This window comes from Bacillus sp. JK74, from assembly GCF_053663395.1.
Genome location: NZ_JBSJQB010000003.1, coordinates 549044 through 575700 on the forward strand (window position 1 = coordinate 549044; position 26657 = coordinate 575700).

The following is a 26657-nucleotide window of genomic DNA, read 5'->3' on the forward strand; positions in this document are numbered from 1 at the left end:
TTCACTTGCCGTTATAAAAGGAGGAAGCTGACATCTTCATCATCATTCGCCGGTGAATTCATGCGGATGACTTTACGTATCCAAGTTGTAATGCGATGATATATAATAATAAGAAAGTCTGTTCGGTTCAGCTGAACGACTGCTTGATGTTCATCTATTCGTTTCGTTCTCCAATGCTCGCCTGCGCGGCGCTCACGCAAAAGAAAAGCGATGCCGATCGCGGTCAGAGCGGGAAGAATAATTGTGAAAAAATCGACTAAAAATAAAAAGTCATTCATTGACTCAAGAATCATTTTATCACATCCATTCAGCTCTTATTTTACTACATATATATAAGGTTGTCTATGTAAGGAAAGGAGGCGCCGGGAGTGGCCGGAAAAGGGAGAATTATATTTCATATCGATATGAACAGTTTTTATGCCTCTGTAGAAATGGCGTATGATCCGTCTTTAAGAGGAAAACCTATCGCCGTTGCCGGAAACGTGAAGGAACGGAAAGGAATCATCGTCACCTGCAGCTACGAAGCGAGAGCGCGGGGCGTAAAGACCACCATGCCGGTGTGGCGGGCAAAACGCCTCTGTCCGGAACTCATCGTCGTGCCTCCGAATTTTGACCGCTACCGGAGTTCGTCAAAAGAAATGTTCAGCATTCTGAGGGAGTATACGGATTTAGTCGAGCCTGTTTCTATTGATGAAGGATACATGGATATTACGGACACACCGCACCGACACAGGGCGTATGAGACAGCCGAAGACATTCAGGCGAGACTGCAAAAAGAGCTTTTGCTTCCGTCAAGCATCGGCATCGCCCCGAATAAATTTCTCGCTAAAATGGCGTCTGACATGAAAAAACCGCTCGGCATCACCATTTTAAGAAAAAGAGAGCTGCCGGACGTCTTATGGCCTCTTCCGATAGAAGAGATGCACGGTATAGGAACGAAAACTGCGGAAAAAATAAAAACGCTCGGCATCAAAACGATCGGTGATTTGGCAAAAGGAGATGAACATGCGCTGAAAACGCTTCTCGGCATAAACGGCCCGAGGCTGAAGGATAAAGCGAACGGCATCCATCCTGCAGAAGTCAATCCCGAGCGGATTTATGAATTTAAAAGCGTCGGCAACTCATCCACCCTGTCGCATGATTCGGCTGACTGGGATGAATTAACGGGCGTGTTTGACCGGCTTGCGCTGTCTGTGAGCGAACGGCTCCAGCGTAAGGAGGTCATGGCCTGCCGGCTGTTCATCATGATTCGGTATGCGGATTGGAAAACGGTCACAAGAAGCATGACCCTCAGCAATCCGGCTGATCAGAAAAAAGACATCATGGAAGCGGCGATGGAACTGTTTGACAAGCACTGGAACCAAAATCCGGTAAGGCTTCTCGGCATCACCGGGACGGAACTGGTTGAAAAACAGCAGGCGTATAAACAGCTTGATCTGTTTTCATTCAAGGAGGACGCAAAGGATGAGCCGATTTTTCAGATGATGAACGAGCTGAATGAAAAGTACGGCCAAAACCTGATCAGAAAAGGCGCCGTTATAAAAAAAGAAGAAAGCAAAACAAGGGGAACGAGCTTTAACAGAGACTTTTTTAAGGATGAAAAGAAAAGGTGAATAACTTGAAAAAAGGGGTTATGTATGATAATTTCTTTAGTATAAATATCATTTTATTTTAATTTAAATTTTAAAATGGTTAAACGTTTGAAGAAGGGACGTTAGAATATGTCAAAACAACAAATCGGAGTTATCGGTCTTGCGGTAATGGGTAAAAATCTGGCTCTTAACATCGAAAGCCGGGGATTTTCTGTGTCTGTATACAACAGATCAAGCAGCAAAACGGAAGAGTTTTTAGAAGAGGCAAAAGGCAAAAATGTTGTCGGTACATACAGCATTGAGGAGTTTGTCCAGTCTCTTGAAACACCCCGTAAAATTTTATTAATGGTTAAAGCGGGAACTGCAACGGATGCGACGATTCAATCTCTTCTTCCTCATCTGGAAAAAGACGATATTTTGATTGACGGCGGAAATACATACTATAAAGATACACAGCGCCGGAACAAAGAGCTTGCCGAAAGCGGCATTCACTTTATCGGAACGGGTGTATCAGGCGGTGAAGAGGGGGCGCTGAAAGGGCCTTCTATTATGCCGGGCGGCCAAAAGGAAGCGCACGAACTCGTAAAACCGATTTTAGAAGCCATTTCTGCTAAAGTGGACGGAGAAGCTTGTACGACATACATCGGCCCGGACGGAGCGGGGCACTATGTAAAAATGGTGCACAACGGTATCGAATACGGTGACATGCAGCTGATCTCTGAGTCATATTTCATTCTGAAACAGGTGCTCGGATTGTCTGCCGAAGAGCTTCACGAAGTATTCGCTGAGTGGAACAAAGGAGAGCTTGACAGCTATCTGATCGAAATCACGGCTGATATTTTCACTAAAAAAGATGAAGAAACGGGCAAACCGCTTGTTGACGTCATCCTTGATAAAGCTGGCCAAAAAGGAACGGGTAAATGGACAAGCCAAAGCGCTCTTGACTTAGGCGTGCCGCTTCCGATTATCACTGAATCTGTTTTTGCGCGTTTCATTTCCGCAATGAAAGAAGAGCGTGTGAAAGCAAGCGGCCTTCTGTCCGGACCAGACGTTAAGCCGGTCACTGAAAATAAAGAAGAGCTGATTGAAGCGGTCAGAAAAGCGCTCTTCATGAGTAAAATCTGTTCTTACGCACAAGGCTTCGCCCAAATGAAAGCCGCGTCTGAAGAATATAACTGGGATCTGAAATACGGTGAAATCGCGATGATCTTCCGCGGCGGCTGTATCATCCGCGCGGCGTTCCTGCAAAAGATCAAAGACGCATATGACCGTGAACCGGAGCTTGACAACCTGCTGTTAGACAGCTACTTCAAAAACATTGCAGAAAGCTACCAAGGCGCCCTTCGCCAAGTGATTTCACTTGCCGTAGCCCAAGGCGTGCCGGTACCTTCGTTCTCAAGCGCACTTGCGTATTACGACAGCTACCGTACAGCAGTGCTTCCTGCAAACTTGATTCAAGCGCAGCGTGATTACTTCGGCGCGCATACGTATGAACGCACAGATAAAGAAGGCATTTTCCATACTGAATGGATGAAGTAATGAAGAAGCCCCCGCATTGATTGCGGGGGCTTTTCCTGATATTAAAAACCGCGGGCCGTCATGAACGGCGCCGCGGTTTTTAAATTTTTTCTTATATATTCCACCAGTGGAGGCCGTCTTTTTCAAGAAGATCGTCCGAAGCTTTCGGTCCCATTGACCCGGCTTCATAATTCGGAGAAAGGGTTTTGTCGGCTGCCCACGTTTCGGAAATCGCATCGACGAAATTCCAGGAAAGCGCCACTTCGTCCCAATGGGCAAAGTTTGTCGCATCACCGAGCAGACAGTCATGGATTAATTTTTCATAGGCTTCCGGTGTGTTCATTTCATCACTGCAGTTGCTGCAGTAATCCAGCTTAATCGGCTGAGCATGAGCGGCTCCGCCTAATTTTTTAGCGTTCAGATATAGTGTGATGCCTTCATCCGGCTGAATATGGATGACAAGCAGGTTCGGATTTACATTCGTTTCATTGCCGTAATAAAGGTTCATCGGAATGTCTTTAAATTGAACGACGATTTTCGTTGATTTTTCTTTCATCCGTTTCCCTGTGCGGATATAAAACGGAACGCCGGCCCAGCGGAAGTTATCGATTAACAGCTTTCCGGACACGAATGTTTCCGTATTGGAATCCGGTGCTACATTTTGTTCATCTGTATAGCTCGGTACAGCGTTTCCGTCAATCTTTCCCGCTTGGTATTGTCCGCGGACGAAGAAGTCACTCACTTCGTTTGGAGCGACAGGGCGGAGAGCTCTCAGCACCTTCACTTTTTCGCTGCGGATTTCTTCCGTGTTCAGTTTAATCGGCGGTTCCATTGCCAAGAGAGCGACCATTTGTAAAATATGGTTTTGAACCATATCACGGAGTGCGCCTGATTTTTCATAATATCTCGCGCGATCTTCAACGCCGAGATCCTCACTTGATGTAATCTGGATGTTTGAGATGTAGCGGTTATTCCACAGCGGCTCAAACAGCGCATTTGCAAACCGGATGACTTCGATATTTTGAACCATTTGTTTGCCTAAGTAATGGTCGATCCGGTAAATTTGATCTTCCGTGAAAGCTTCGCGTATTTCTTTGTTAAGCTCTTTCGCACTCGGCAGATCATGGCCGAACGGTTTTTCAATGACGAGACGGGACCAGCCATTTGTCGCTGTGACACCTTCGTTTTTAAGTGATTTTGCGATCGTGCCGAAAAACTCAGGAGCCATCGCCAAGTAAAACATTCTGTTGTTCGGGATTTCATATGTATGTTCAAGCTGATCCAGCAGGACATTCAGCTCCTGATAGGAACCCGGATTCGTTACATCAAACGGATGGTAATAAAAATGAGATGTGAAATCGTCTATGTCTTTTTGCCCGGCAGAAGAAACAGACGTTTTAACCGTTTCCCGGAGGTCCTCGTTTGACCAAGGTCTTCTTCCAACACCTACAACTGCAAACTCTTCACCAATTTGACCATTTTTATATAAACGGTGAATGGATGGGTAAAGTTTTCGTTTTGCCAAATCCCCTGTGGCACCAAATATTACAATTACTGCTTTTGGTTTGTCGTTTGTTTTCACTTAGAGTACCTCACTTTATCTGAAGCATGGTTTAAAACCCCGCATATTTCCTTCATTTTAAATCTAAAATTCATTGAAAGCAAACATTTCAGCCTGTTTTTTGCGGTTTGCGGAAAAAAATTAATCAGGCCGGAGAAGGCCCGGGTGAATTCACATTTTCAGTCTGATCCTGTATCCTTAGTAGTACAAAGATATAGGAGGAAGCATTGTGGAATTATTATTTTTAGGGACGGGGGCCGGCATGCCGGCAAAGACGAGAAACGTAACGTCCGTCGCGCTGAAGCTTCTTGAAGAAAGGCGTTCCGTATGGCTGTTTGATTGCGGAGAAGCCACTCAGCATCAGATATTACATACAACAATCAAACCGAGGAAAATTGAAAAGATTTTCATCACCCACCTTCACGGCGACCATGTTTACGGTCTTCCGGGTCTGTTGGGGAGCCGTTCATTTCAGGGCGGTGAAGAAGAGCTGACGATTTACGGGCCAAAAGGCATTAAAGCCTTTATCGAAACAAGCCTGAACGTGACGGCGACTCATCTGACGTATCCTCTTACCGTACATGAAATCGAAGAGGGGACGGTTTTTGAAGATGAGCAATTCATTGTTACCGCAGCATCCGTCATTCACGGTGTGGAAGCGTTCGGCTACCGGGTTCAGGAAAAAGATATTCCCGGCGCATTGCAGGCCGGCAGATTGAAAGAAATGAATATCCCGCCCGGACCCGTCTATCAGAAACTCAAAAAAGGCGAAACGGTCACACTTGACGATGGCAGAATCATTAATGGGCAGGATTTTCTGGAATCCCCGAAAAAAGGGAGAATCGTCGCTTTTTCCGGGGATACGAGGGCATCAGAGCGGGTAACGGAGCTTGCGCGCAATGCGGATGTGCTTGTTCATGAAGCGACGTTTGCCAAGGAAGATGCAAAGCTCGCACATAATTATTATCACGCGACGACAGAACAGGCTGCGCAAACGGCAAAAAAAGCAGGCGCCAAACAGCTGATCTTAACTCATATCAGCGCAAGGTATCAGGGTGAATCGCCGATAGAGCGTCTCGAACATGAGGCGAAAGCGGTATTTGAGAACAGTAAGATCGCATTTGACTTCATGGAGGTCACTGTGGAGCGGTCTTAAAAAATAGACGCTTGACATTTTTTTCTGATGAGATATAATAAAACGTAATAATTACGATTTATATAAGGGGTGAAAATGATGCGTGTGAATGTTACATTGGCCTGTACAGAGACAGGGGACAGAAATTATATCACGACGAAGAACAAACGGACGAATCCGGACCGGTTAGAAATGAAAAAGTATTCACCCCGGTTGAAAAAGTATACTTTGCATCGTGAGACAAAATAGATCACGATAACAAAAGCCATTGTGCCGTTGCACAATGGCTTTTGTTTTATCAGTTTACCGCCTGATAGGCAGGAGCATTCATTTGCTGGCGCACCGCGCACCAAACATCATAAATGGCAAGGTGGACGATGTGCGGTTCATCGTGGTGAATGGCATGAGAACTGTTTTTGGCCTGAATCCATCCGCTTTGATAAGAGACATCAAGCATGCTTCTGTGCAGTTTCACCCATTGTTCATGAGCGTGCTTTAAGCGCTCATCCCGCTCTCCCGATGATAAAATCAACAGCGGCATATCGCCGAAATGAATCTGCTGATGCTTGATCTGCCTAAGGCTCGTTAAAAATTCCGCGTGTGATCCTTCCAATTTGAACTGTTTCAAATAGGCGGCCTTCATTTCTTCAGGAAGAAGCGGAAACACTTTCGTCTCCTGATCCTCAGAAACCGGATCAAGCAGCACCATCCCGAGAATATCCCGACGGTTCCGGCTCGCCCAAAGTCTGCTGATAATCGTGCCGTATGAATGCGAGACGACAAGGTAAGGAGGCTTGACGCCGGCCTTCAGAAGAAGAGCGTTTAATTCCTGTACCATATGGTCCGCCGTCCTCTTGTTTCGGCTTCGTCCGCTTTTGCCGATTCCGGCTCTGTCATATGTGAAAACCCCAAATTCTTCATCTATGTCAGCGAGTAATGATGTCCATGTTTCAGAAGAAGTGCCGTAGCCGGCTTCAAAGACGATCGTCACTTCGCCGGCGCCTTTACGGTGTTTCGTATAAAACGGACACCCGTCAATCAGATATGTCCTTTCCATCCATGCTGCTTTCATTGGAGTCATCTCCTCTAATTGGTTCTATAGGGAAGACGGAGAAGCTTCGGCAATCGTTTCTCGAAAAATAAAAAAAGAGACAGCCGGATCGAAAAACTCCGGCTGTCTCTTCATCACCATGCTCTGTCGTATTGGACCGGTGACGGTATTTCAGTATTCAGCTGCTTCGCTGCACTCCTTGCAAAGTGCGGATCGCGCAGAAGTTCTCTCGCGACAAAAATAAGGTCAGCGCGGTTGTTTTGCAGAATTTCTTCCGCCATTGTTCCCGTCGTTATCAAACCGACGGCGCCTGTTGCAATTTCGGCCTGTTCACGGATTTTCTCCGCGAAGCTCACTTGGTAGCCGGGGAAGACGTTAATATCAGCTTGAACGAGTGCGCCTGAGCTGCAATCAATGAGGTCGACTCCCTGTTCTTTCATCCACTTCGCAAAACCGATATGATCCGCAATGTCCAGCCCTTTGTCTGTATAATCCGATGCAGAAATACGGACAAATAACGGGCCGTCCCAGACTTCCTTGACGGCTTCAATGGTCTCGCCTAAGAAGCGGTAGCGATTTTCATGTGAGCCTCCGTATTCGTCTGTACGGTGATTGGACAGAGGGGACAAAAATTCGTGCATTAAGTAGCCGTGTGCGGCATGAAGTTCAATAATGTCAAAGCCGGCTTCTTTCGCGCGCGCCGCTGCCTGTTTGAATTCCTGAATGGTTTCTTTAATTTGTTCTGTCGTCATTTCAGCCGGTGTTTTGGACTGCTCATCGAACGGAATAGCTGACGGAGCGTAAATGTCTCCCTCAAGCTCAGCTTTACGTCCGGCGTGCGCAAGCTGAATGCCGATTTTAGATCCTTGCGCTTTCACTTGTTCCGTCAGTTTGGCAAAACCTTCGATATGATCATCGCTCCAAATGCCCAAATCCTGATCGGAAATGCGCCCCTGAGGATTAACGGCTGTCGCTTCCACGATAATCAGGCCGACCTGTCCGATTGCACGCGATATGTAGTGCGCCATATGAAAAGGCTGCAGTTTTCCGTCCTTCTCATGTGAGGAATACATGCACATCGGTGCCATAACAATACGGTTTTTGATCGTTACATCTTTAACGCTCCATGGTGTGAATAATTTTCTCGCCATTTATTTCGCCTCCCGGAATGTTTTTAGACATTGATTATAACAACTCATGATCATTCAGTCATATAAACTGCTCACAACTGAACAGATCGTTCTTATTGTTCTGGACGGGCATTTTTTTATACACAGCGTGGCCGTATCTTCATAACAGGCATTTACAGCCGATCATATAGCAAATATAGATGAGAAACGCACCGATGACTGCGTGGCCTCCTTTGAACCAGTTTGTCAGGATGAAAATACTGCTGATGAAGATCACTGCGCCGAAGGCACCGAATATTCCGTTTTTTTGAGCGGCTCTGAAATCGTCGGGGCTCATATTTTTCAGCTGCAAGTGAATATTCAATAACGTCATGATCGGCAGCAGGGTGATAACGCCTGATAAAAATAAGTATTTCGACTTGCTTAAATACGCGGCGGCCACCATAACGGTGCCGCCGATAAAAAATTGAATGAGAAAACTCATGCTGAAACGCTCACCTTCTGTTTGTTATCAAGTATAATGATGGAGACATTGCCATTTTATTTTTGATTGATGTATAAGTAAACTAAATATAACTAATGCATTGGATAATAAAGAATGATATCTGGGAGATGAAGCCGGTTGGATTTAAAGAAGCATTTAGCCTTTATTAAAACGGTAGAAAGCGGCAGCCTGACCCAAGCCGCTGCCATATTGAATTACACACAGCCGAACATCAGCCAAATGATCAGTAAATTAGAGGAAGAGTACGGTTTTCCGCTTTTGATCAGACAGCGGCATGGAGTGAGGCCCACCGCAAATGGGTTGAAAGTGTTACATATTATGAAGGAAATTCAAAAAAACTATGAAAAACTGTCTCAAACCGTTGATAATATTAATGGGTTAGAAAGAGGGGAAGTCCGGCTCGGCACTGTTACGAGCGTGGCGGTAAAATGGCTGCCGAAAATTTTGAGGGAATTTAATGAGCTGTATCCTTCTATTAAGGTGCATTTGTTTGAAGGAAATTCTACTGAGCTGGAACAATGGCTGAAAGATGACCGGATTGATGCGGCGATCGGGACATCCCACAGCGAGAAGTGGCATTTTTACCCGTTGGCCGAGGACCCGATTGTAGCGGTGATGAGCCCGCAGCATGAATTGGCGCAATGTGAAACGGTTCCGTTACATGTCATGGAGTCCGTCAAATGTATCGTGCCTTATCCGGAGACACATTTTGATGTGCTGAAAGTGCTGAAGGAAGAAAAGATCACACCGCGGGTCGCTTATCAAATCAGAGGGGATGAAGCGATTATTGCAATGGTGCGGAACAATCTGGGGATCAGCATCTTGCCGCAGCTTTTGGTGAATGATTGTGATGTGCTCATCAAACGGTTCGACCGGTATGTCTCCAGGCAGCTCGGCATTTTGACAGCTCATGCAAGGGAGACGCAGACACCTTCTGTCCAGAAACTGATTCAATGCATACAAGAATGGGTTGCGGTCCATCAGGCTTCTGTCTGAAGAAGCCTGATATGCGTTTAAGCCGGTTCAGGATAATAGACCAGCATAAAATATGTCACCGGTTCATCCGAGGAATGAAAATAACTGTGCGGCACCGCCCGAAGTCAGCACATGGTTTTCGTCATGAAGCTAAACCGTCAATTCACCGCTCTTGATTAAAATGGATTCTTCCCCTAAATGTGATTGTCTCATAGGCGCAGCCCGGCTTCAGGTTAACTATGCCTTGAAAACAAAAAGTCTGACCGTGACGGTGGTGAGCGGGGTTATTTTGATGTCGGGCTTTCGTCTGTTTATATAAAAAGGGCATCAACGGCACATGCTGTTGATGCTTTTTTTGAAATGCTAGGGCTTGGAGAGCACTTCAATTCCGACGTTGACCATTTTGTCCAGTCCCATAAAAGACAGGCAGATTTTGGCGCGTCTTTTTCTTTTATCGATCTTTTTAATAATGCCTTCCATTCCTTTAAGAGGCCCTGAGGCAACGGTTACTTTTGAATTTTCAATATAGACTTTTGAATAATCTACAGTGTCTCCTTCTCCGATCAGCCTGATAATAGGGAGGATTTCCTCATCCTTAATTGTCGTGAAATAGGTTTTGCGCTCTTTGGAATAATATGCGCCGTTATTCACGATTCTGCATGAAATGGGGAGTTCTTTGATTTTATGAAATGTCCGCTCTGTCATCTTTGTTTTAAACAGAACATATCCCGGAAACATCTTTTTGAGTGCCTCGTATTTGATTCCGGCTTTTCGTTCTGTGACTTTTTTCTTGGGTATGATTGAGTAGAGAGCCTGCTCATCAAACTGCAGACGCAGAAATTTTTGAACTGCTTCTTCTTTTCCCGACTCTACAAAAAGTGCGTACCATTTCATGACTGGATCCTCCTTAGAATAATAAGAAATTATTATACAAAGAAAGTATTTAATGGATAGTATTTAAAGTGATTAAAAAATTTTCTAATTCGTCTTTTTTTTACATAATATATGAAAATGAAAAATAAGTATAGACCCAATTGACAGAGAGGTGATGAATTTTCTTTGACATGAAAAGGGTTCAGGGAATTATCTGACATTTATCCCGAAACAATTATGCCGACTGTCCACCGAACATAAAACTGTGGAATAAATGTCAGAAAATAACGAAATAAAGCCTTGACATTATTATCTATAAATTGATATTATTCTCTTTAAATAGCAACTATTTGTTAAATTTATTAAATTAAAGTAAAGCACCTATTAAATTTCAATCGCTGTTTCGGCACGTTGAAGAGGAAATAGGGATTATAAAAATGATTGCAGTGTATATATCTACATATACATGATAAGGGAGAAGTGTGCCGTCATGGCTGTTTTCGGGCATATTGGCACTGCAGCTTGTCATGCGAAACATTCTGTAAACAAGCAAGATGTCTTTATATAAATTATGTTAGAAAAGGAAAACACAATGCGTTTGCGATTTTTAAACCTGTGCTGAATCGCAAACGCGTTTGTGTTTTTATTTTTATGGCGGTGTTTACACCAGTCAATATATGAAATGAGCGAGACGTTTTTGCATTGAGAACCACATGTGATATTCAAATTGACGATGCGGAAAGGATGAGGATAAGATGCTTACGTTTGTGTTCCCGGGGCAGGGTTCTCAATTTAAAGGAATGGGAGCCGGGCTGTTTGATGAATTTCAAGATCTGACACGTCAGGCTGATGACATATTAGGCTACTCTATAGAAGAATTGTGTCTGGAGGATCCGAGTCATCAGCTGGGGAAAACGCAATTTACCCAGCCGGCGTTATATACGGTAAGTGCACTCAGTTATTTAAAGAAGATTAAAGAGTCCGGCAGAGAGCCCGATTACGCCGCAGGGCACAGTTTAGGAGAATATAATGCGTTATTTGCGGCCGGCTGCTTTGATTTTAAGACCGGTTTGCAGCTTGTGAAAAAAAGAGGGGAGCTCATGAGCAAGGCAGCTCCCGGAGGCATGGCGGCGGTTTTGGGGTTTACGGCTGAACAAGTAAAAGAGGTTCTATCCGATTATCATCTGACCGGCATTGATATCGCTAACCACAATTCACCTTCTCAAATTGTGATCGCCGGAACGAAACAAGACATTGAAAAAGCGGGCCCCGTCTTTGAAAAAGCCGGCGTGAGAATGTATCTTCCTTTAAATGTGAGCGGCGCCTTCCATTCCCGCTATATGAAAGATGCTGAAAAAGAGTTCGCGGATTATTTAGAAGAAACGGCGTTTTTGCCTCTTCGTTTTCCGGTGATCTCAAATCTTCATGCCGCACCTTATAAGAATGATGAAATCAAAACAAATCTGACTTTGCAAATGACCAATCAGGTAAAGTGGACGGACACGATACGCCGTCTGATGGGGCTTGAAAATAATGAAATTGCAGAAGTCGGGCCCGGGGAAGTGCTGACAAAACTGACGCGGCAGATTAAAAAAGATGCCGTCCCATTACCAATGCCGAAAGAAGAGTCTGATACTGCTGATGTTAAAGCATCGGCAGCTGATTCACAAAAAACGGCGGGAATGAGATTAGGGAACGAAGATTTTAAAAAAGATTATAACATCCAATATGCTTACATGACGGGCTCCATGTACAGGGGAATTGCTTCGGAACAGATGGTCATTAAAGCGGCAAAAGCGGGAATGCTAGGCTTTTTCGGAACGGGCGGATTGAGTATCGAACGGATCGGACAGGCCATCGGAACCATCCGGTCTGCACTGCGGCAAGGGGAAACATTCGGAATGAATCTTCTTCATCATATGATGTCACCTGACAAGGAAGTCAGAATGATAGATTTATATTTGAAAAACGGCATTCATCTTATTGAAGCATCGGCATTTATGGGCATAACCCCGGCTCTCGTGATATACAGGGCAAAAGGATTAAGCAGGAATCATGACGGGTCGGTGTCAGTTCAAAACAGAATCATCGCGAAAGTATCCCGGCCTGAAGTCGCTGAGGCCTTTCTGAATCCGGCTCCGGCTCATGTGCTGGAAAGACTTGTGTCTGACAATCGGCTGACAGCCGGGGAAGCGGCGCTTGCAAAAGAAATTCCGATGGCTGATGACATTTGCGTTGAAGCGGATTCAGGAGGGCATACCGACCAAGGGATTCCGTATACATTAATGCCTGCCATGATCAGACTCAGAGACCGCATGATGGAGAAGCACGGGTATGCGAAAAAAGTAAGAATCGGGGCAGCGGGCGGCATCGGCACTCCGGAAGCGGCTGCTGCCGCGTTTCTGCTCGGCGCCGAATTTATCGGAACCGGTTCTATTAATCAATGCACGGTCGAAGCCGGGACAAGTGATTCAGTGAAAGATCTGCTTCAGGAAGCGAACGTGCAGGATACGTCATACGCTCCCGCGGGAGACATGTTTGAAGCGGGGGCAAGGGTGCAGGTGCTGAAAAAAGGCCTGTTTTTTCCGGCAAGAGCCAATAAACTCTTTGACTTGTACAGACAATACAATTCTTTAGATGAAATAGATGAAAAAACGAAAACATTAATTGAAGATAAGTATTTCCAGCGCAGTTTTGAGGAAGTGTATGAGCAGTTGAAGCGTGATAAATCTCCTGAACAGATCGCCAAAGCCGAACAGAATCCGAAACACAAAATGGCGATGGTATTTAAATGGTATTTTTCCCATACGACGAGGCTCGCTCTGGAAGGAAAAAGCGAAAGTAAAATAGATTACCAAATTCATTGCGGCCCTGCACTCGGCGCGTTTAATCAATGGGTGAAAGGAACCCCGCTTGAAAATTGGAGAAACAGGCATGTCGACTTGATCGGCAAACAGCTCATGGAAGAAACAGCCGGCCTTCTGGCGCAAAGGCTGGTATCGATTACAGGCTGAGTATGACCAGACATTACATTTTTTCTGCGGAGGACTACCATGCTGATTGAAAATCATGAATTAACGATGAGCCATGTCGGATTAGGGAATTTGAATGAGTACGCGCTGCTGCTGTTATTCGGCAACGCACACAGTCACCATTTAACGGACGGAACGGGATTCCGGCCTGATCAGATGGCCGATCACCAAGGGCTGATTTTGTATCCGGCTTATTTTATGACACATCTCAAAGTTCCTTCAGATCAGCCTCTTGATCAGTACCGATTATGGGACGAGGTTTCCGTCGGAGTCGATATCTCCCGGTTTGGAGAAACCATATTAGAATCTGATTATTTGTTCGGGCCGAAAGGAGCGGTCAGCTCTGATAAAAGCGAGTGGGACCGGGGACGGTTTCCTTCTATGAAAGCCAATAGTTTAATAGTCGTCGACGTCACACAAACAGAAGGTTCGACCCGCAAAGTCTCAGCGCCTAAGGCTGAATGCATTGCGGAACTTTCTAAGTTAGCCAAGCCGCCTTACGCGCTGATGCGGTCAAAGAAAATCAGAACGGACGCTTTCGGTATGAAGCCGGGCAACCTCAAAACAGCGGACCCCGTTTCATATCGGGTTCCTGTTGATCAGGATGCTGCGCCGGGGCATGCCATGGTGTTTGCGAAATTCAGCAAGATAATGGATGCGGCGGAATTTGAGTGGTTGACGCGCCGATCGAAGCCGGGTTTTCCGGTTTCAATCGCGCGGCATTTATTTTTGCTTGAAAGAGAGACGTATTATTACGGAAATTGTTTTGCAGATGAAGAGCTTGATATTTATATGACGGGACACATTGAAGAATGCGATCCCGACTTTCACGGTGAGTCCCTCGGTATGATCTCAGTGGCGAAAATCAGCTATCAGATTGAAGTCTATATGAAAAGGAATCATACATTGCTGGCCATTTCCAAGGTGGATAAGCTGCTGGCGGTGCCGACCTCTTCACAAGATCATATTCCGGATTATAAACGGGTCATCAGAAGTTTATAAAATAAAGAATGGAGCTGAAAGCAAATGGAACAAACCAAGGAAATGAAGCAGATCATTGCTCAAATCATTCAGGATATTCAAGAACAGCAGTCATATCGGGCCGTCGAAGCGGGAGATGATGTGAGAGTCATAGAGGATCTGGGCTTCTCATCACTGGATATCGCTCAATTAGTCGCACAGATGGAGATGGAAACCGGAGTAGATCCTTTTTCCCAAGGAGAAACGATTTCCAGCATTACAACCGTCGGCAGCATTTGTGATATTTATCAAAAATATATGGACAGTGCTCAATCATGAAAACAGAAAGCAGGGGAGATATCAGCTGGGTGACTGATAAGCTTAGGGAAACGCAGGACAGTGAGTTTCTCATTTTTAAAGGGCAGACTTTTACGTATGATGATTTGCTGACACGAATCAGCTTTTTTCAGAAAGAACTTGAACAAAACGGAATACGTGAAGGAGAATGTGTGGCGCTTATCGGGGATTATTCCCCGAACGCCATTTTTTTGCTGATGGCGCTTTTGTTAAACCGAAATATCGTTGTCCCTCTCAGCAATGAATCAAGGGAAAAGCATCTTGATATGTTTGAAGACGCGAAAGTGAATCAAATCATTGAAATAAATGAAAATGACAGCTGGACGCTTCGTGAAGGTTCTGAAAGCGCCTCTCACCCTCTGCTTGATGACCTGCGAGAGAGAGGGGAGTCAGGCATTATTATTTTCACATCGGGAACCTCCGGCAAAAGCAAAGCATCCGTGTTAAGCGCCGGCCGGCTGCTTGAAAAATACAAAACGGCGAAGAGAAAACCGCTGCGTACGCTCATTTTTCTGAAATTGGATCATATAGGCGGCATTAATACGCTGTTTGCGATTCTGTTTAACGGGGGAACGATCGTCACATCAGACAGCAGAACGCCGGAGTCCGTTTATCAGGCGGTCGACAAACATGCTGTCCAAGTGCTCCCCGCCACCCCGACCTTTTTAAACATGCTGCTGATGTCCAAGGCGGATGCCGGCTATAACCTGTCTTCACTCCAGCTGATCACTTACGGCACAGAACCGATGCCCCAATCAACGCTGCGCGGCATTCACCGGCTGTTTCCGGATGTACGGCTGAAACAAACATACGGATTAACTGAATTGGGTATATTCTCAACGAAATCAAAAGACAGCCAATCCACTTGGATGAAAGTAGGCGGTGCCGGAACAGAGACCAAAATTACCGGAGGCACGCTTTGGGTCCGTTCTGAGTCGGCGATGCTCGGCTATTTAAACGCACCCTCACCTTTCGATGAAGACGGCTGGTACGACACCGGTGACCAGGTGGAAACAGACGGCGAATATATAAGAATTCTCGGAAGAAAGAGTGAAATTATTAATGTGGGCGGAGAGAAAGTGTTTCCGGCAGAGGTGGAAAGCGTCTTTCTGGAGATACCGAATGTCCGGGATGTTCTCATAACGGGCCGAAAAAATCCGATTACGGGCGAGATTGTCGCGGCAGAGGCCGTGCTTGAAAAAGAGGAAGATATCAAATCTTTCAGAAAGCGGGCCGTAGCTCATTGCAGACAGAAGCTGCAGCCATATCAGATACCGCAGATCATCTCTGTTACAGATCGGAAACTGTCTAATGACCGATTTAAAAAAATAAGAAACGTGTAAAACAGGAGGCAAATATGAATAACGGAAAAGTAGCGGTCGTCAGCGGAGGTAGCCGGGGGCTCGGAAAAGCGATTGTACAGGCGCTTTTGGATGAGAATTACAAAGTAGCCGCTTTCAGCCGCAGTGAATCTGATTTTATTAACACATTGAGAGAGAGTGAAAAGTACCGTGACCGCTTTTATTGGGAAGCGGCGGATGCGGCGGATGATGCCGCCATGAAACAGTTTGTTCTTCAAGTATACCGCAAGTTTTCCAGAATAGACGGCTTGGTCAATAACGCCGGTTTGAACCTTGATCAGCTGCTGCCCCTGACCAATGATGAAGACATTGACCGCATCCTCAATCTGAATATCGGTTCAGTCATCAAGCTGACCCGAAACGTTTCCCGGGTCATGCTGAAACAAAATTCCGGATCAATCGTTAACATAAGCTCCATTATCGGTTCAAGAGGATTTAAAGGCACTTCAGTCTACAGCGCATCCAAAGCGGCTCTTGACGGCTTGACGCGAAGTCTGGCCAGGGAGCTCGGGTCCAAAGGAATCCGTGTCAATTCACTTGCGCCCGGTTTTGTGGACACCGATATGACGAAAAATATGCCGGAAAAACAAAAATCGCAGATTATCAGAAGGACGCCGATGGGGCGTTTAGGCGAAACAGACGATATGACCGGACTCGTTCGTTTCCTGCTTTCTCCTGAATCGTCCTTTATGACCGGACAGACAATGGCGATAGACGGCGGATTAACTTGTTAAAGCACAGAAAAATTCTTTTGTACAAGGGATGGTATCCTCATGAAATGTATTAACGAATTTTTAAGAACGGTAATAGCGGAAAAGCTGGGTGCCGAGGTGACCGAAGCAGAAGATAAAACCGCTTTTTTTACTCTTGGCGTGACGTCTCTCATCAGTGAAGAAATCATGACCATATTGCATAAAGAATTTACCGGCCTTTCTGAAACGCTGCTGTTTGAATATCCGAACATTGAGAAATTGAGTGAGTTTTTAAGTACGCAGAAACGAAATCCCGAAAGCGTTCTTGAATTCAAAGAAACGGAGCCTGATACGGGAAGCCGGCAGGAAGAAGTGCTTCCTGTACAGGCGGCTGAAAAGGTGCCCGAACCGGGAACGGACAGGAGTTCTGATATTGCGGTTATCGGAATGAGCGGGATGTTTCCGAAAGCGGAAAACCAGCATGATTTTTGGGACAATTTAATGGAAAATAAAGATTGTGTCTCCGAAATCCCTGAGGACAGATGGGACAGCTCTTATTACTCGGAAGAGAAAACGGCAGAATACGCGTCATACAGTAAATGGGGAGGTTTTATTGATCGTCCGGATCGATTTGACCCGCTGTTTTTTTCTGTTTCCCCGTGGGAAGCTGATTTAATGGACCCTCAGCAAAAACTGTATGTCACGTGCTGCTGGGAAGCGATGGAGGATGCCGGTTACGGGAACCCGGCGGCGAGGCCGACGGATCAAATCGGTGTATTCGCCGGAGTGACCTGGAATGAATATTCATTAATTGCACACGAAGAAGGTTTCCTCAAAGATCAGTATAAAGGCCCCGGCTCCTTATATTGGGGGATTCCGAACCGGGTTTCTTATTTCCTTGATCTCCATGGACCGAGTATCGCTGTTGATACGGCGTGTTCTTCATCGCTTGTCGCCGTCCATCAGGCTTGTCAGGCCATTAAGTCGGGCGACTGTGAAATGGCGCTGGCCGGAGGCGTCAACCTCAGCTTACATCCGCAAAAATACATGTTTTTAAGCCAATCGCATTTTCTGTCTTCTGAAGGAAAATGCCGCAGTTTCGGTGAAGGCGGAGACGGTTACGTGCCCGGCGAAGGCGCGGGAGCCGTTTTGTTAAAACCATTGAAAAAAGCGATTGCGGACAACGACCACATCTACGGTGTCATTAAGGGGTCCGCCACTAACCACGGCGGCAAAACGACCGGGTATACGGTGCCGAATCCGGAAGCGCACCGGGACCTGATTTTATCCGCTATAAACAGAGCCGCGGTAAGTCCGGCGGATATCAGCTACATTGAAGCTCACGGTACCGGCACGGCACTCGGCGATCCGATTGAGATACGCGGTCTGTCTATGGCATTTGAGAAACAGGCCGATGAGAAAAATGACTGCGGAATCGGCTCGGTGAAATCCAATATCGGACATTTGGAAGCGGCTGCAGGGATCGCCGGTTTAATCAAGGTGCTTTTAAGCATGAAACATGAAACGCTTCCCGCCAGTCTGCACGCCGAGGAACTGAACCGCAAGATTTCTTTTTCTGATTCGCCATTTTATGTTGTCCGAAACAACCGCCCGTGGCCGGCTGAAGGAGATAAACCGAGAATCGCCGCAATCAGTTCGTTCGGCGCAGGAGGCTCTAATGCCCATCTGATCGTAGGTGCTTATCAGCCAAAACGGCAAGCGGACGGGAATACTGAGCAACAACCGCATGCCGTCGTACTAAGCGCACATTCCGAACAGCAGCTGAAAGAATATGCCGGGAAATTGAGCTCCTTTCTTGCCCGATTGGAAAACTCGCCTTCTGCCGGCGGATACAGCCTGGAAAATATCGCTGCCACCCTATTGTCAGGCAGAGAGCCTTTCTCCTACCGGCTTGCTGTCATTGCGTCATCTCTTTCTGAGCTGAAACAGCGATTGGACGGCTTTGTCAGCGGCCACAGTGACGGCAGACATATTTACTTCGGAAAAGCGTCACCCGGGCGGCCGGACGTTTCAGGCCAATCCGTTTCAGATCCTGAAAAATTTGCCGCGCTGTGGGTCAAAGGCCTTCAAGGTTTCAAAAAGCCGGAGACGCCGTATCAGAAAGTTCCGCTTCCTACGTATCCGTTTTTAAAGGAAACGTCCTGGCTGACCGATCAAAAAAAGCGGTATACAAAAAAGCCCCAAAATACCAAAAGGCGTCAAGCGCTGCATCCGCTGCTTGATGAGAATGTTTCATCTGCCCGGAAAGGGACGTTTCAAAAGATATTTTCCAAGGATGAATATTTCTTTAAAGATCATTTAGTGAACGAAAAATATGTGCTCCCCGGAGTCTGTCATCTGGAAATGGCGGCATACGGCGCGGCATTGTGGGGAGAACGTCCGGCCGTCTCTCTCCAAAATGTGTGGTACATGGAGCCGATTGTGACAGGGACAGACCCAAGATCCGTCATGATAGAGTTTGAAGCGGAAAAAGAGCGTATAAGCTATGTCATTAAGGAAAAAGGAGCGGCCGGCACTCTCTTTTCGCAAGGAGAAGTGATTTGTAAAGAAAAAGGAGCGCCTTTTGAGGCCTCGGTCTTTCAGCTTCCGGCGCCATTTGTGCAGAGAACGGAGCCGAAAGACATCTATCACTCGTTCTCTGCGGCGGGAATCGTGCAAAAGGACAGTTTTCAGGTCATCCGCGAATTTTCTTATACAGAAAGGAAAGCACTGGCCAAATTAACGATCCCGTCACACTTGGAAGCCGATTTTAAACAGTACATCCTGCACCCGTCCTTAATGGATGGCGCTGTTCAAACCGCAATGGCGCATGTGCTGCAATTTCAAAAAGAGCCTGCGCTTATCGTACCGTTTTCCTTCGGAGAAATACAGCTGCTTAAACCGTTAGCGAAAACCGTATTTGTGCATGCGGAGGTAAAAGCCGCCTCCGTTCACCAATTTGATCTGCATATTTGTGATGAGCGCGGCGTGCTGCTGGCGGCAGTGAAAGATTTTATCATAAAAGAGGTGCAGGAAAGCGCCGGGTTTAACCAAAAAGCCGGCGTCACGCCGAAGAAAAGCCGTGAAACGGAATTGCTTATGACACCGGTTTGGAACACCGTCACCATTCCGGAAACCGGCATGTCTTTCATGCGTGAAGAAAAAATAATCGTCATCGGGGGCGGGCCGGATTTTCAACAGGCTTTGAAAGAGATGTATTCCGATGTCCGTTTTCCGGACATCACTTCTTTGGACAGCGCGGAACAAATGGCTGAAACACTGAAAGCGCAAGGCTCTTTTCAACACATGATATGGGCTGCGCCGGATCATCCGATTCCATCCGTTTATGATGCGGATACGGCCGACGGACAGGAGCACGGGGTCATGCAGCTTTTCCGGCTGGTAAAAGCGCTTCTGCTTCTGAATTTTGACACGGAACAACTATCATTGACAATCTGCACGTTTCAAGCACAGCCGATTCATGAACATGATGAGGTCAATCCGAGTCATGCAAGCATACACGGATTAGCGGGGTCGCTCGCAAAAGAATACAGCAATTGGAGCATCCGGCTTCTTGATTTGGAATCTCAAAGGGGAGACCGGCATCTTCCCGATGTTTTTTCTTTACCGGCGGACCCCGAGGGAAATCCGTGGGTCTTTCGTGCAGGTCAGTGGCACCGCCAGCAATTGGCCGTCTGCCAGCCTCATGCAGGTGAGCCTTCATTATACCGGCACGGCGGGGTTTATGTGATTATCGGCGGAGCAGGCGGAATAGGAGAAGTATGGACTGAATATATGATTCAGACCTATCAGGCGAAAATTGTCTGGATCGGGAGACGGAAAAAAGATACACAGATTGAAAGAAAGCTGAAAAGACTTGCGGCTTTAGGCCCCGCACCGCAATATTTCAGCGCGGATGCTGCGGATTATGATTCTCTCAAGCGGGCGTATGACACCATTGTGAAGGAACATGGAAAGGTGCGCGGAATCATTCATTCCGCCATCGTGTTATCAGACCGAAGTTTTGCCAATATGGAAGAGGAGCAGTTCCGCGCTTCACTTTCTGCAAAAACTGATGTCAGCTTGCAGATTGCCCGGGTAGCTGAAGGGGAACCCCTGGATTTCTTGCTGTTTTTCTCTTCGATGATGTCGTTTCAAAAAGCGCCGGGACAGAGCAATTATGCCGCCGGGTGCACGTTTAAAGACGCTTTTGCTAAGCGGATCTCACAAAAAGCGCCGTATGCCGTAAAAGTTGTCAATTGGGGCTTTTGGGGAAGTGTCGGCGTTGTCGCTTCAGAACAATACCGGAAACGGATGGAGCGGGACGGAATCGCTTCTATTGAGGCGCCCGAAGCGATGAAAACGCTGGAAACCCTGCTTTCGGGACCTTATGACCAGCTGGCGCTGATCAAAACGACAGATCCGGTTTTTATGAAAGATGATCTGAAAGAACAAGTAACGGTTTATCCGGAAAAGATTCCTTCCGCACTCGGACAATTAGCGGTTAACATCACGCAGAATGACGAAGCTGAGCGGGTAAAAGCATCAAATGTCATGAGCTGCATGAGAGAGATGGAATCCCTCATTGAAAAAATACTTGTATCAACCCTTTATGAGATGGGCGCAAGGCTTGATGAGACTTTGCCGTTATTTCAATCGGCTGCCGGCATAACGGAACAATACAGCAGATGGCTGAAAGAGAGCTTTGTCTTCCTGACTGAATTAGCGCTTGCTCCGGAAAAAACGGATCTAGGGGAGGTGTGGGAGGAATGGGAGCGGAAAAAAGAGACTTGGCTGCGCCAGAAAGACATGAGGGCGCATGTCAGATTGGCAGAAGAGACATTGCGTGTGCTTCCAGACATTTTAACCGGTAAGCTTCCGGCAACGGAAGTGATGTTCCCTGACGCCTCCTTCCGTCTTGTGGAAGGTATTTACCGCAATAATATCATTTCTGATTTTTTCAATGACAAGCTTGCTGACACATTGATTGCAGTTCTGCGGGAACGTCTGGAAAAAGACCCGCAGGCGAAAATCCGCATTTTAGAAATCGGAGCCGGAACGGGCGGGACGAGCGCCGCGGTCATGAGAAAATTGAAACCGTATGAAGCGCATATTGCCGAATATTGTTTCACGGATATTTCTAAAGCATTTCTTTTACATGCAGAAGACATATTCGGTCCGGAATATCCTTATGTCACTTATAAAATATTCAACGCTGAGCAGCCGGTATCAACAGAAGCGCCGGACATCGGCACGTATGACGCAGTGATCGCGACCAATGTGCTTCATGCGACAAAAAATATCCGCTCTACGCTGCGCCATGCGAAAGCAATGCTGCAAAAAAACGGCCAGTTGTTTATAAATGAGATCAACAGCCGCACCATATTTAACCATGTGACATTCGGTCTTCTTGAAGGCTGGTGGCTGTATGAGGATCATGATTTACGGATTCCGGGCTGTCCGGGGGTTGAGCCGGCCGGCTGGGCGGAAGCGCTTTCACTTGAAGGATTCGTCCATCCTCTGTTTCCGGCTGAAGCCGCACACGACTTGGGCCAGCAGATTATAGCGGCTGAAAGTGACGGAACGGTCAGGCTTGCCCTCCCGCAGGCGTCAGAAGAAAAACCGGAGCGCCGTCCGTATGACGCAGATGGTCTTTCGGATGATACCTTGCATTTCAACTTGAGAGAAAAAAGCGTTGAACTGATGAAGAAGGTAATCGGTGAAGCGCTTAAAGTGCCGGCGCATCGTCTTTTATCCCATGAACCTTTAACCGCATACGGATTGGATTCCATACTGGTCGTCAGACTGACCAACGCGTTAAAAGACGTCTTCGGTTCTGTCAGCAGCACTTTGTTTTTTGAATATCAAACCATTGATGAGCTTGCTGATTACTTTCTGTCTTCCCGTAAAGAAGCGCTCGAGCGGCAATTCGGGAATGGACGGGCTCATCCTGAAAACGCCGAACGGGTGCAGGCTCCCGCAGAAAGCGCCGCGCCGATTCCAAACGTAAGGGAACGGGGCATCACATATCTGACGGAATTAATAGGAAAAACGCTGAAGATTCCGAGCGGGAGAATGGATCCGTCGGTTTCCTTAACCGCATACGGTTTGGATTCTATTCTGGTCGTCAGGCTTACAAATGCTTTTCGTAACGTGTTTGACCAAATGACCAGCACCCTCTTTTTTGAATATCAGACGATAGAAGAAATCGCGGATTACCTGCTTCTTTCTCAGCGGGGAGCATTTATGAAAGCAATGGGTGTGCGTGAGGAGCAGCTGTCTGATCACACAGATAACCTGAATGTAATTCCTCAAAACGAGGAAGGCAGCAGGACAAACGGAGATCCCTATATCCAGGATATCGCTGTCATCGGTCTGTCAGGCCGGTATCCGGGCGCCGATCACGTTGATGAGCTGTGGGAAAATGTAAAAGCCGGCAGGCATTCTATTACTGAAGTGCCGAAAGATCGCTGGGACTGGAAAACGTTTTATAACGAGGAACGCGGAAAATGGGGGTCCATTTATTCAAAATGGGGCGGTTTCCTCGATGACATTGATAAATTTGATCCGCTGTTTTTCCGTATATCTCCCGCGGAAGCTGAAAGGATGGACCCGCAGGAAAGGTTGTTTCTGCAGACTGCTTATTCAAGCATTGAAGATGCGGGGTACACCCCGGCCACGCTATGTGACAGCCGGAAAATCGGAGTCTTTGTCGGTGTGATGAACAGCAATTACCCGACAGTTCCCAGCGACTGGTCTATCGCAAACAGAGTATCGTTTTTGTTCAATTTCCAAGGGCCGAGTATGGCAGTGGATACAGCCTGCTCTTCTTCTTTAACAGCTGTCCATCTCGCTGCAGAAAGCCTGCGGAGCGGAATGAGTGAAACAGCGATTGCCGGCGGAGTCAATCTTATCGTTGATCCGGCTCACTATGAGCGGCTGTCCGCTTTTTCAATGCTGTCTCCCGGTGATAAATGCAAATCTTTCGGAGACAGGGCGGACGGTTTTGTTGACGGTGAAGGAGTAGGGGCGATTGTGTTAAAGCCGCTTGCTCAAGCGGAGAAAGACGGCGATCATATTTACGGCGTTATCAAAGGAAGCATGCTGAACGCAGCAGGCAGGACAAACGCTTATATGGTGCCGAATCCGAAAGCGCAGTTTGATCTGATCGCAGAGACGTTGAAACGGACAGACATTCACCCGAGAACGGTCAGTTACTTGGAAGCCCACGGAACGGGCACTGCGCTCGGTGATCCGATTGAAATCGACGGGTTAACTAAAGCTTTTCGCCTGACAACAGAAGACCGGCAGTTTTGTTCCATCGGTTCAATTAAATCAAATATCGGACATTTAGAAAGCGCTGCCGGGATTGCGGGAATCACCAAACTGCTTCTCCAATTGAAACATAAGAGGATTGCCCCTTCATTGCATGCGGCGGAATTGAATCCGAATATTGAGTTTGAGCACACTCCGTTTTTCGTACAGCAAAAAGAAACGGAATGGAAACGACCTGTCTTGAATATCACGGGTGAAATGAAGGAATATCCGAGAATTGCCGGTATTTCCTCTTTTGGAGCAGGAGGGGCAAACGCGCATGTCATCATTCAGGAATATGTGCCGTCTGACAGCCTGAAACCAAGGGAAAACGCGTCTGTTTCTCCGCAAAAACCGGCTGTTATTATTTTATCAGCGCGAAATGAGCAGCAATTGACAGAGCGCGCCCGCCAGCTTCTGGATGATGTCATAAGAAAAAAACGTTCTGACGGGGATTTGGCCAAAATCGCTTACACGCTTCAGGCGGGAAGAGAACCGATGGCTGAGCGGCTTGCATTTACGGCCGAGTCGATAGAAGAACTGAAAATGAAGCTTATGAGTTTCTCAAACGATCATATCGAACATGCTCATATCTGGCGGGGCAGGACAGCCAAACATCATTCATTGGCGGCTTCGCTCACTTCTGATGAAGATATGGCGCTTACCATAAATGCCTGGCTGAAAAAAGGGAAATACGGAAAGCTGCTTGACCTTTGGGTTAAAGGACTTGACGTCGATTGGTCAGCTCTTTATCAGCGCAACCCGGGCCGCATCAGTCTCCCGGCTTATCCTTTTGCCAAAGACCGATATTGGGTCACAAAAGCTGATGTGTCACTTGACAAAACAGGCTCAGCGGAAAGTGAGAAAGCAGCCAGACTTCACCCGCTGCTCCACGCGAATACATCGACCTTTACCGCCCAGCGCTTTACTTCTGTTTTTTCAGGGCGTGAACCGTTTTTTGCCGATCACATCGTCAATGGAAAACCGGTGCTTCCGGGCGCGGCTGCTTTAGAAATGGCCCGGGCCGCCGTTACGCTTGCCGCTGAAGACTTGCCGGGCGGGAAAGCGGGTGTCCGGCTCAAACAGATCGTTTGGCTCCGCCCGGTGACGGCGCTTTCTGAAGGCGTGACGCTTCATGTAAAGCTTCAGCCGGAAGAAAACGGAGACATTGCTTTTGAAGCGTATGTCGAAGGAGAAGAGCCGCTTGTCTTTTTCCAGGGAAAGGCCGTGCTCGAAGAGACGGAGCGTGCTCCGGTACTCGATGTGGAGGCGGTTCAGGCGCGCTGCGGCGGCTGGCGCATGTCAAAGGCTGAGTGCTATGAAGCATTCGACAGTCTCGGCATCACCTACGGACCCTCTCATCAGGCGATTGACGCCGTCTATGCCGGAAGCGGAGAAGTGCTCGCGAAGCTCACTCTTCCGCCGTCCGCCCGCGAAGAAAAGGAGCCGTTCATCCTGCATCCGAGCATGCTGGACGCCGCCCTTCAGGCTTCTATCGGTCTCGTGCTCTCAGACGGTTCCGCGTCCGGACGGCCGTTTCTGCCGTTTGCCCTCCAAGATATGCAGGTGTTTTCTGCATGCCGGGAGACGATGTGGGCGGTGCTTTCCTCAGCGGACGGCGCCTATCATATTGAGCTGTGTGATGAAAACGGCGAGGTATGCGTCCGATTGACGGGGCTCACCGCCCGTTTTCTGGAAGAGGAAACGGAGGGAAAACCGCTCTTGCTTCAGCCAAAGTGGCAGGAATCACCGCCGGGTGAAGGCGGCGGACAAGAAGAGGCTTTCAGATACGTGACGCTGTATGGCGGAATGAACGCTGAGGAGATAAGCGGCGCCGTATGTGCGGCTGACGGCGAAGGTCCGATTGAAGATCGTTATGACGCCTGCGCGGCGGAGCTGTCAGCGATCGTCAAGCGTCTTATCAAAGAAAAACAGAAGAAAAAAACGCTGATCCAGCTTCTTGTCCCCGACAGGGGGGAAGACAATGTATTGGCGGGGCTGGCCGCTTTTCTGAAAACGGCTCACCTTGAACATCCGAAGCTGTACGGCCAAGTCATCCAAGCCGATCCGGACGAGTCAGCATCAGCGCTTCTTGCCAAGCTGAAAGAAAACCGGACGCATCCTGAACAAGCGGAAATCCGTTATGAAGGCGGCAAACGTTTCGTCAGAAACTGGCGTCATCTGCCGGCCCCTCAAAGCGGCGCCGTTCCGTGGAAAGACGAAGGGGTTTACCTCCTTACCGGGGGAGCGGGCGGCATCGGACTGATTTTCGCTGAAGAAATAGCCTCCCGCGTCAAAAACGCCGTCCTCGTATTAACGGGTAGGGCGGAAGCGCTTGATGAAGAGCGCTCCGCCCGCTTACGGCGCTTGGAAGCGTCAGGCGCCCGCGTATTGTATCAACCGGTAGATGTGACAGACAGGGCGGCGGTCATCGCCCTCGTCCGCGGCATACAGGAGGAGCACGGAACACTCGACGGGATCATTCACGGCGCCGGCGTGATCGCCGACAACTACATTCTGAACCAGACAGAAAACGAACGGAAGGCCGTCATGGCGCCGAAAGTGAAAGGGCTTATCAATCTTGATGAAGCAGCGAAAGAT

The 26657-nt window shown here is 47.5% G+C and carries 17 protein-coding genes; 11 read left to right on the forward strand and 6 right to left on the reverse strand.

What is annotated here, in order from left to right; translation table 11 throughout:
* Positions 1 to 11 precede the first annotated feature (11 nt).
* Complete coding sequence (locus ACWJJ5_RS13070) at positions 12 to 293, reverse strand: hypothetical protein (RefSeq protein ID WP_003153239.1); 282 nt, start codon at positions 291 to 293, stop codon at positions 12 to 14.
* 75 nt (positions 294 to 368) lie between these two features.
* On the opposite strand from ACWJJ5_RS13070, the gene ACWJJ5_RS13075 reads away from it, so the two are divergent.
* On the forward strand, positions 369 to 1613 hold the full coding sequence (locus tag ACWJJ5_RS13075; protein ID WP_454022448.1) for a DNA polymerase IV: 1245 nt from the start codon (positions 369 to 371) through the stop codon (positions 1611 to 1613).
* 108 nt (positions 1614 to 1721) lie between these two features.
* A complete protein-coding gene (gene gndA / locus ACWJJ5_RS13080) occupies positions 1722 to 3131 on the forward strand; it encodes an NADP-dependent phosphogluconate dehydrogenase (RefSeq protein WP_003153241.1) in 1410 nt (469 codons plus the stop codon).
* A gap of 91 nt (positions 3132 to 3222) precedes the next feature.
* On the opposite strand, the gene zwf is transcribed toward gndA, so the two are convergent.
* Positions 3223 to 4692, reverse strand: a complete 1470-nt coding sequence (gene zwf / locus ACWJJ5_RS13085) for a glucose-6-phosphate dehydrogenase (RefSeq protein WP_053573216.1) — start codon at positions 4690 to 4692, stop codon at positions 3223 to 3225.
* A 208-nt stretch (positions 4693 to 4900) separates the two neighbouring features.
* Between zwf and rnz the strand changes: the two genes are divergently transcribed.
* Both rnz and rpmG read left to right on the forward strand, forming a co-directional pair.
* Positions 4901 to 5827, forward strand: coding sequence for a ribonuclease Z (rnz, locus tag ACWJJ5_RS13090; protein WP_454022449.1), 927 nt, complete (start codon positions 4901 to 4903; stop codon positions 5825 to 5827).
* Positions 5828 to 5905: 78 nt separating this feature from the next.
* Entirely contained in the window at positions 5906 to 6055 is a 150-nt protein-coding gene (rpmG, locus tag ACWJJ5_RS13095) for a 50S ribosomal protein L33 (protein WP_003153246.1), read from the forward strand.
* 49 nt (positions 6056 to 6104) lie between these two features.
* On the opposite strand, the gene ACWJJ5_RS13100 is transcribed toward rpmG, so the two are convergent.
* From ACWJJ5_RS13100 to ACWJJ5_RS13110, 3 genes are all read right to left on the reverse strand, one after another.
* Positions 6105 to 6878 (reverse strand): alpha/beta fold hydrolase, encoded by a 774-nt coding sequence (locus ACWJJ5_RS13100; protein WP_102422723.1) that lies wholly within the window; start codon positions 6876 to 6878, stop codon positions 6105 to 6107.
* 113 nt (positions 6879 to 6991) lie between these two features.
* Positions 6992 to 8008, reverse strand: a complete 1017-nt coding sequence (gene namA / locus ACWJJ5_RS13105) for an NADPH dehydrogenase NamA (protein ID WP_102422724.1) — start codon at positions 8006 to 8008, stop codon at positions 6992 to 6994.
* A 139-nt stretch (positions 8009 to 8147) separates the two neighbouring features.
* On the reverse strand, positions 8148 to 8471 hold the full coding sequence (locus ACWJJ5_RS13110) for a GlpM family protein (RefSeq protein WP_015240166.1): 324 nt from the start codon (positions 8469 to 8471) through the stop codon (positions 8148 to 8150).
* Between the two features lie 138 nt (positions 8472 to 8609).
* On the opposite strand from ACWJJ5_RS13110, the gene ACWJJ5_RS13115 reads away from it, so the two are divergent.
* Positions 8610 to 9488 (forward strand): LysR family transcriptional regulator, encoded by an 879-nt coding sequence (locus ACWJJ5_RS13115; RefSeq protein WP_102422725.1) that lies wholly within the window; start codon positions 8610 to 8612, stop codon positions 9486 to 9488.
* A gap of 342 nt (positions 9489 to 9830) precedes the next feature.
* Here the strand turns inward: ACWJJ5_RS13115 and loaP are convergent, their stop codons facing one another.
* A complete protein-coding gene (gene loaP, locus ACWJJ5_RS13120; protein WP_003153257.1) occupies positions 9831 to 10361 on the reverse strand; it encodes an antiterminator LoaP in 531 nt (176 codons plus the stop codon).
* A 734-nt stretch (positions 10362 to 11095) separates the two neighbouring features.
* Here loaP and fabD point away from each other — a divergent pair.
* The 6 genes from fabD to ACWJJ5_RS13150 form a co-directional block, all read left to right on the forward strand.
* A complete protein-coding gene (gene fabD, locus ACWJJ5_RS13125) occupies positions 11096 to 13354 on the forward strand; it encodes an ACP S-malonyltransferase (protein ID WP_176283417.1) in 2259 nt (752 codons plus the stop codon).
* A gap of 39 nt (positions 13355 to 13393) precedes the next feature.
* Complete coding sequence (locus tag ACWJJ5_RS13130) at positions 13394 to 14374, forward strand: LnmK family bifunctional acyltransferase/decarboxylase (RefSeq protein WP_176283416.1); 981 nt, start codon at positions 13394 to 13396, stop codon at positions 14372 to 14374.
* Between the two features lie 24 nt (positions 14375 to 14398).
* Positions 14399 to 14671 (forward strand): acyl carrier protein, encoded by a 273-nt coding sequence (locus tag ACWJJ5_RS13135; protein ID WP_003153264.1) that lies wholly within the window; start codon positions 14399 to 14401, stop codon positions 14669 to 14671.
* Positions 14668 to 16032, forward strand: coding sequence for a long-chain fatty acid--CoA ligase (locus tag ACWJJ5_RS13140; RefSeq protein WP_176283415.1), 1365 nt, complete (start codon positions 14668 to 14670; stop codon positions 16030 to 16032). The genes ACWJJ5_RS13135 and ACWJJ5_RS13140 overlap by 4 nt, the downstream gene beginning before the upstream one ends.
* 14 nt (positions 16033 to 16046) lie before the next feature.
* Positions 16047 to 16784, forward strand: a complete 738-nt coding sequence (locus ACWJJ5_RS13145) for an SDR family oxidoreductase (protein ID WP_003153268.1) — start codon at positions 16047 to 16049, stop codon at positions 16782 to 16784.
* Positions 16785 to 16823: 39 nt separating this feature from the next.
* The coding region (locus tag ACWJJ5_RS13150; protein WP_454022450.1) for an SDR family NAD(P)-dependent oxidoreductase at positions 16824 to 26657 on the forward strand (9834 nt) is incomplete at its 3' end.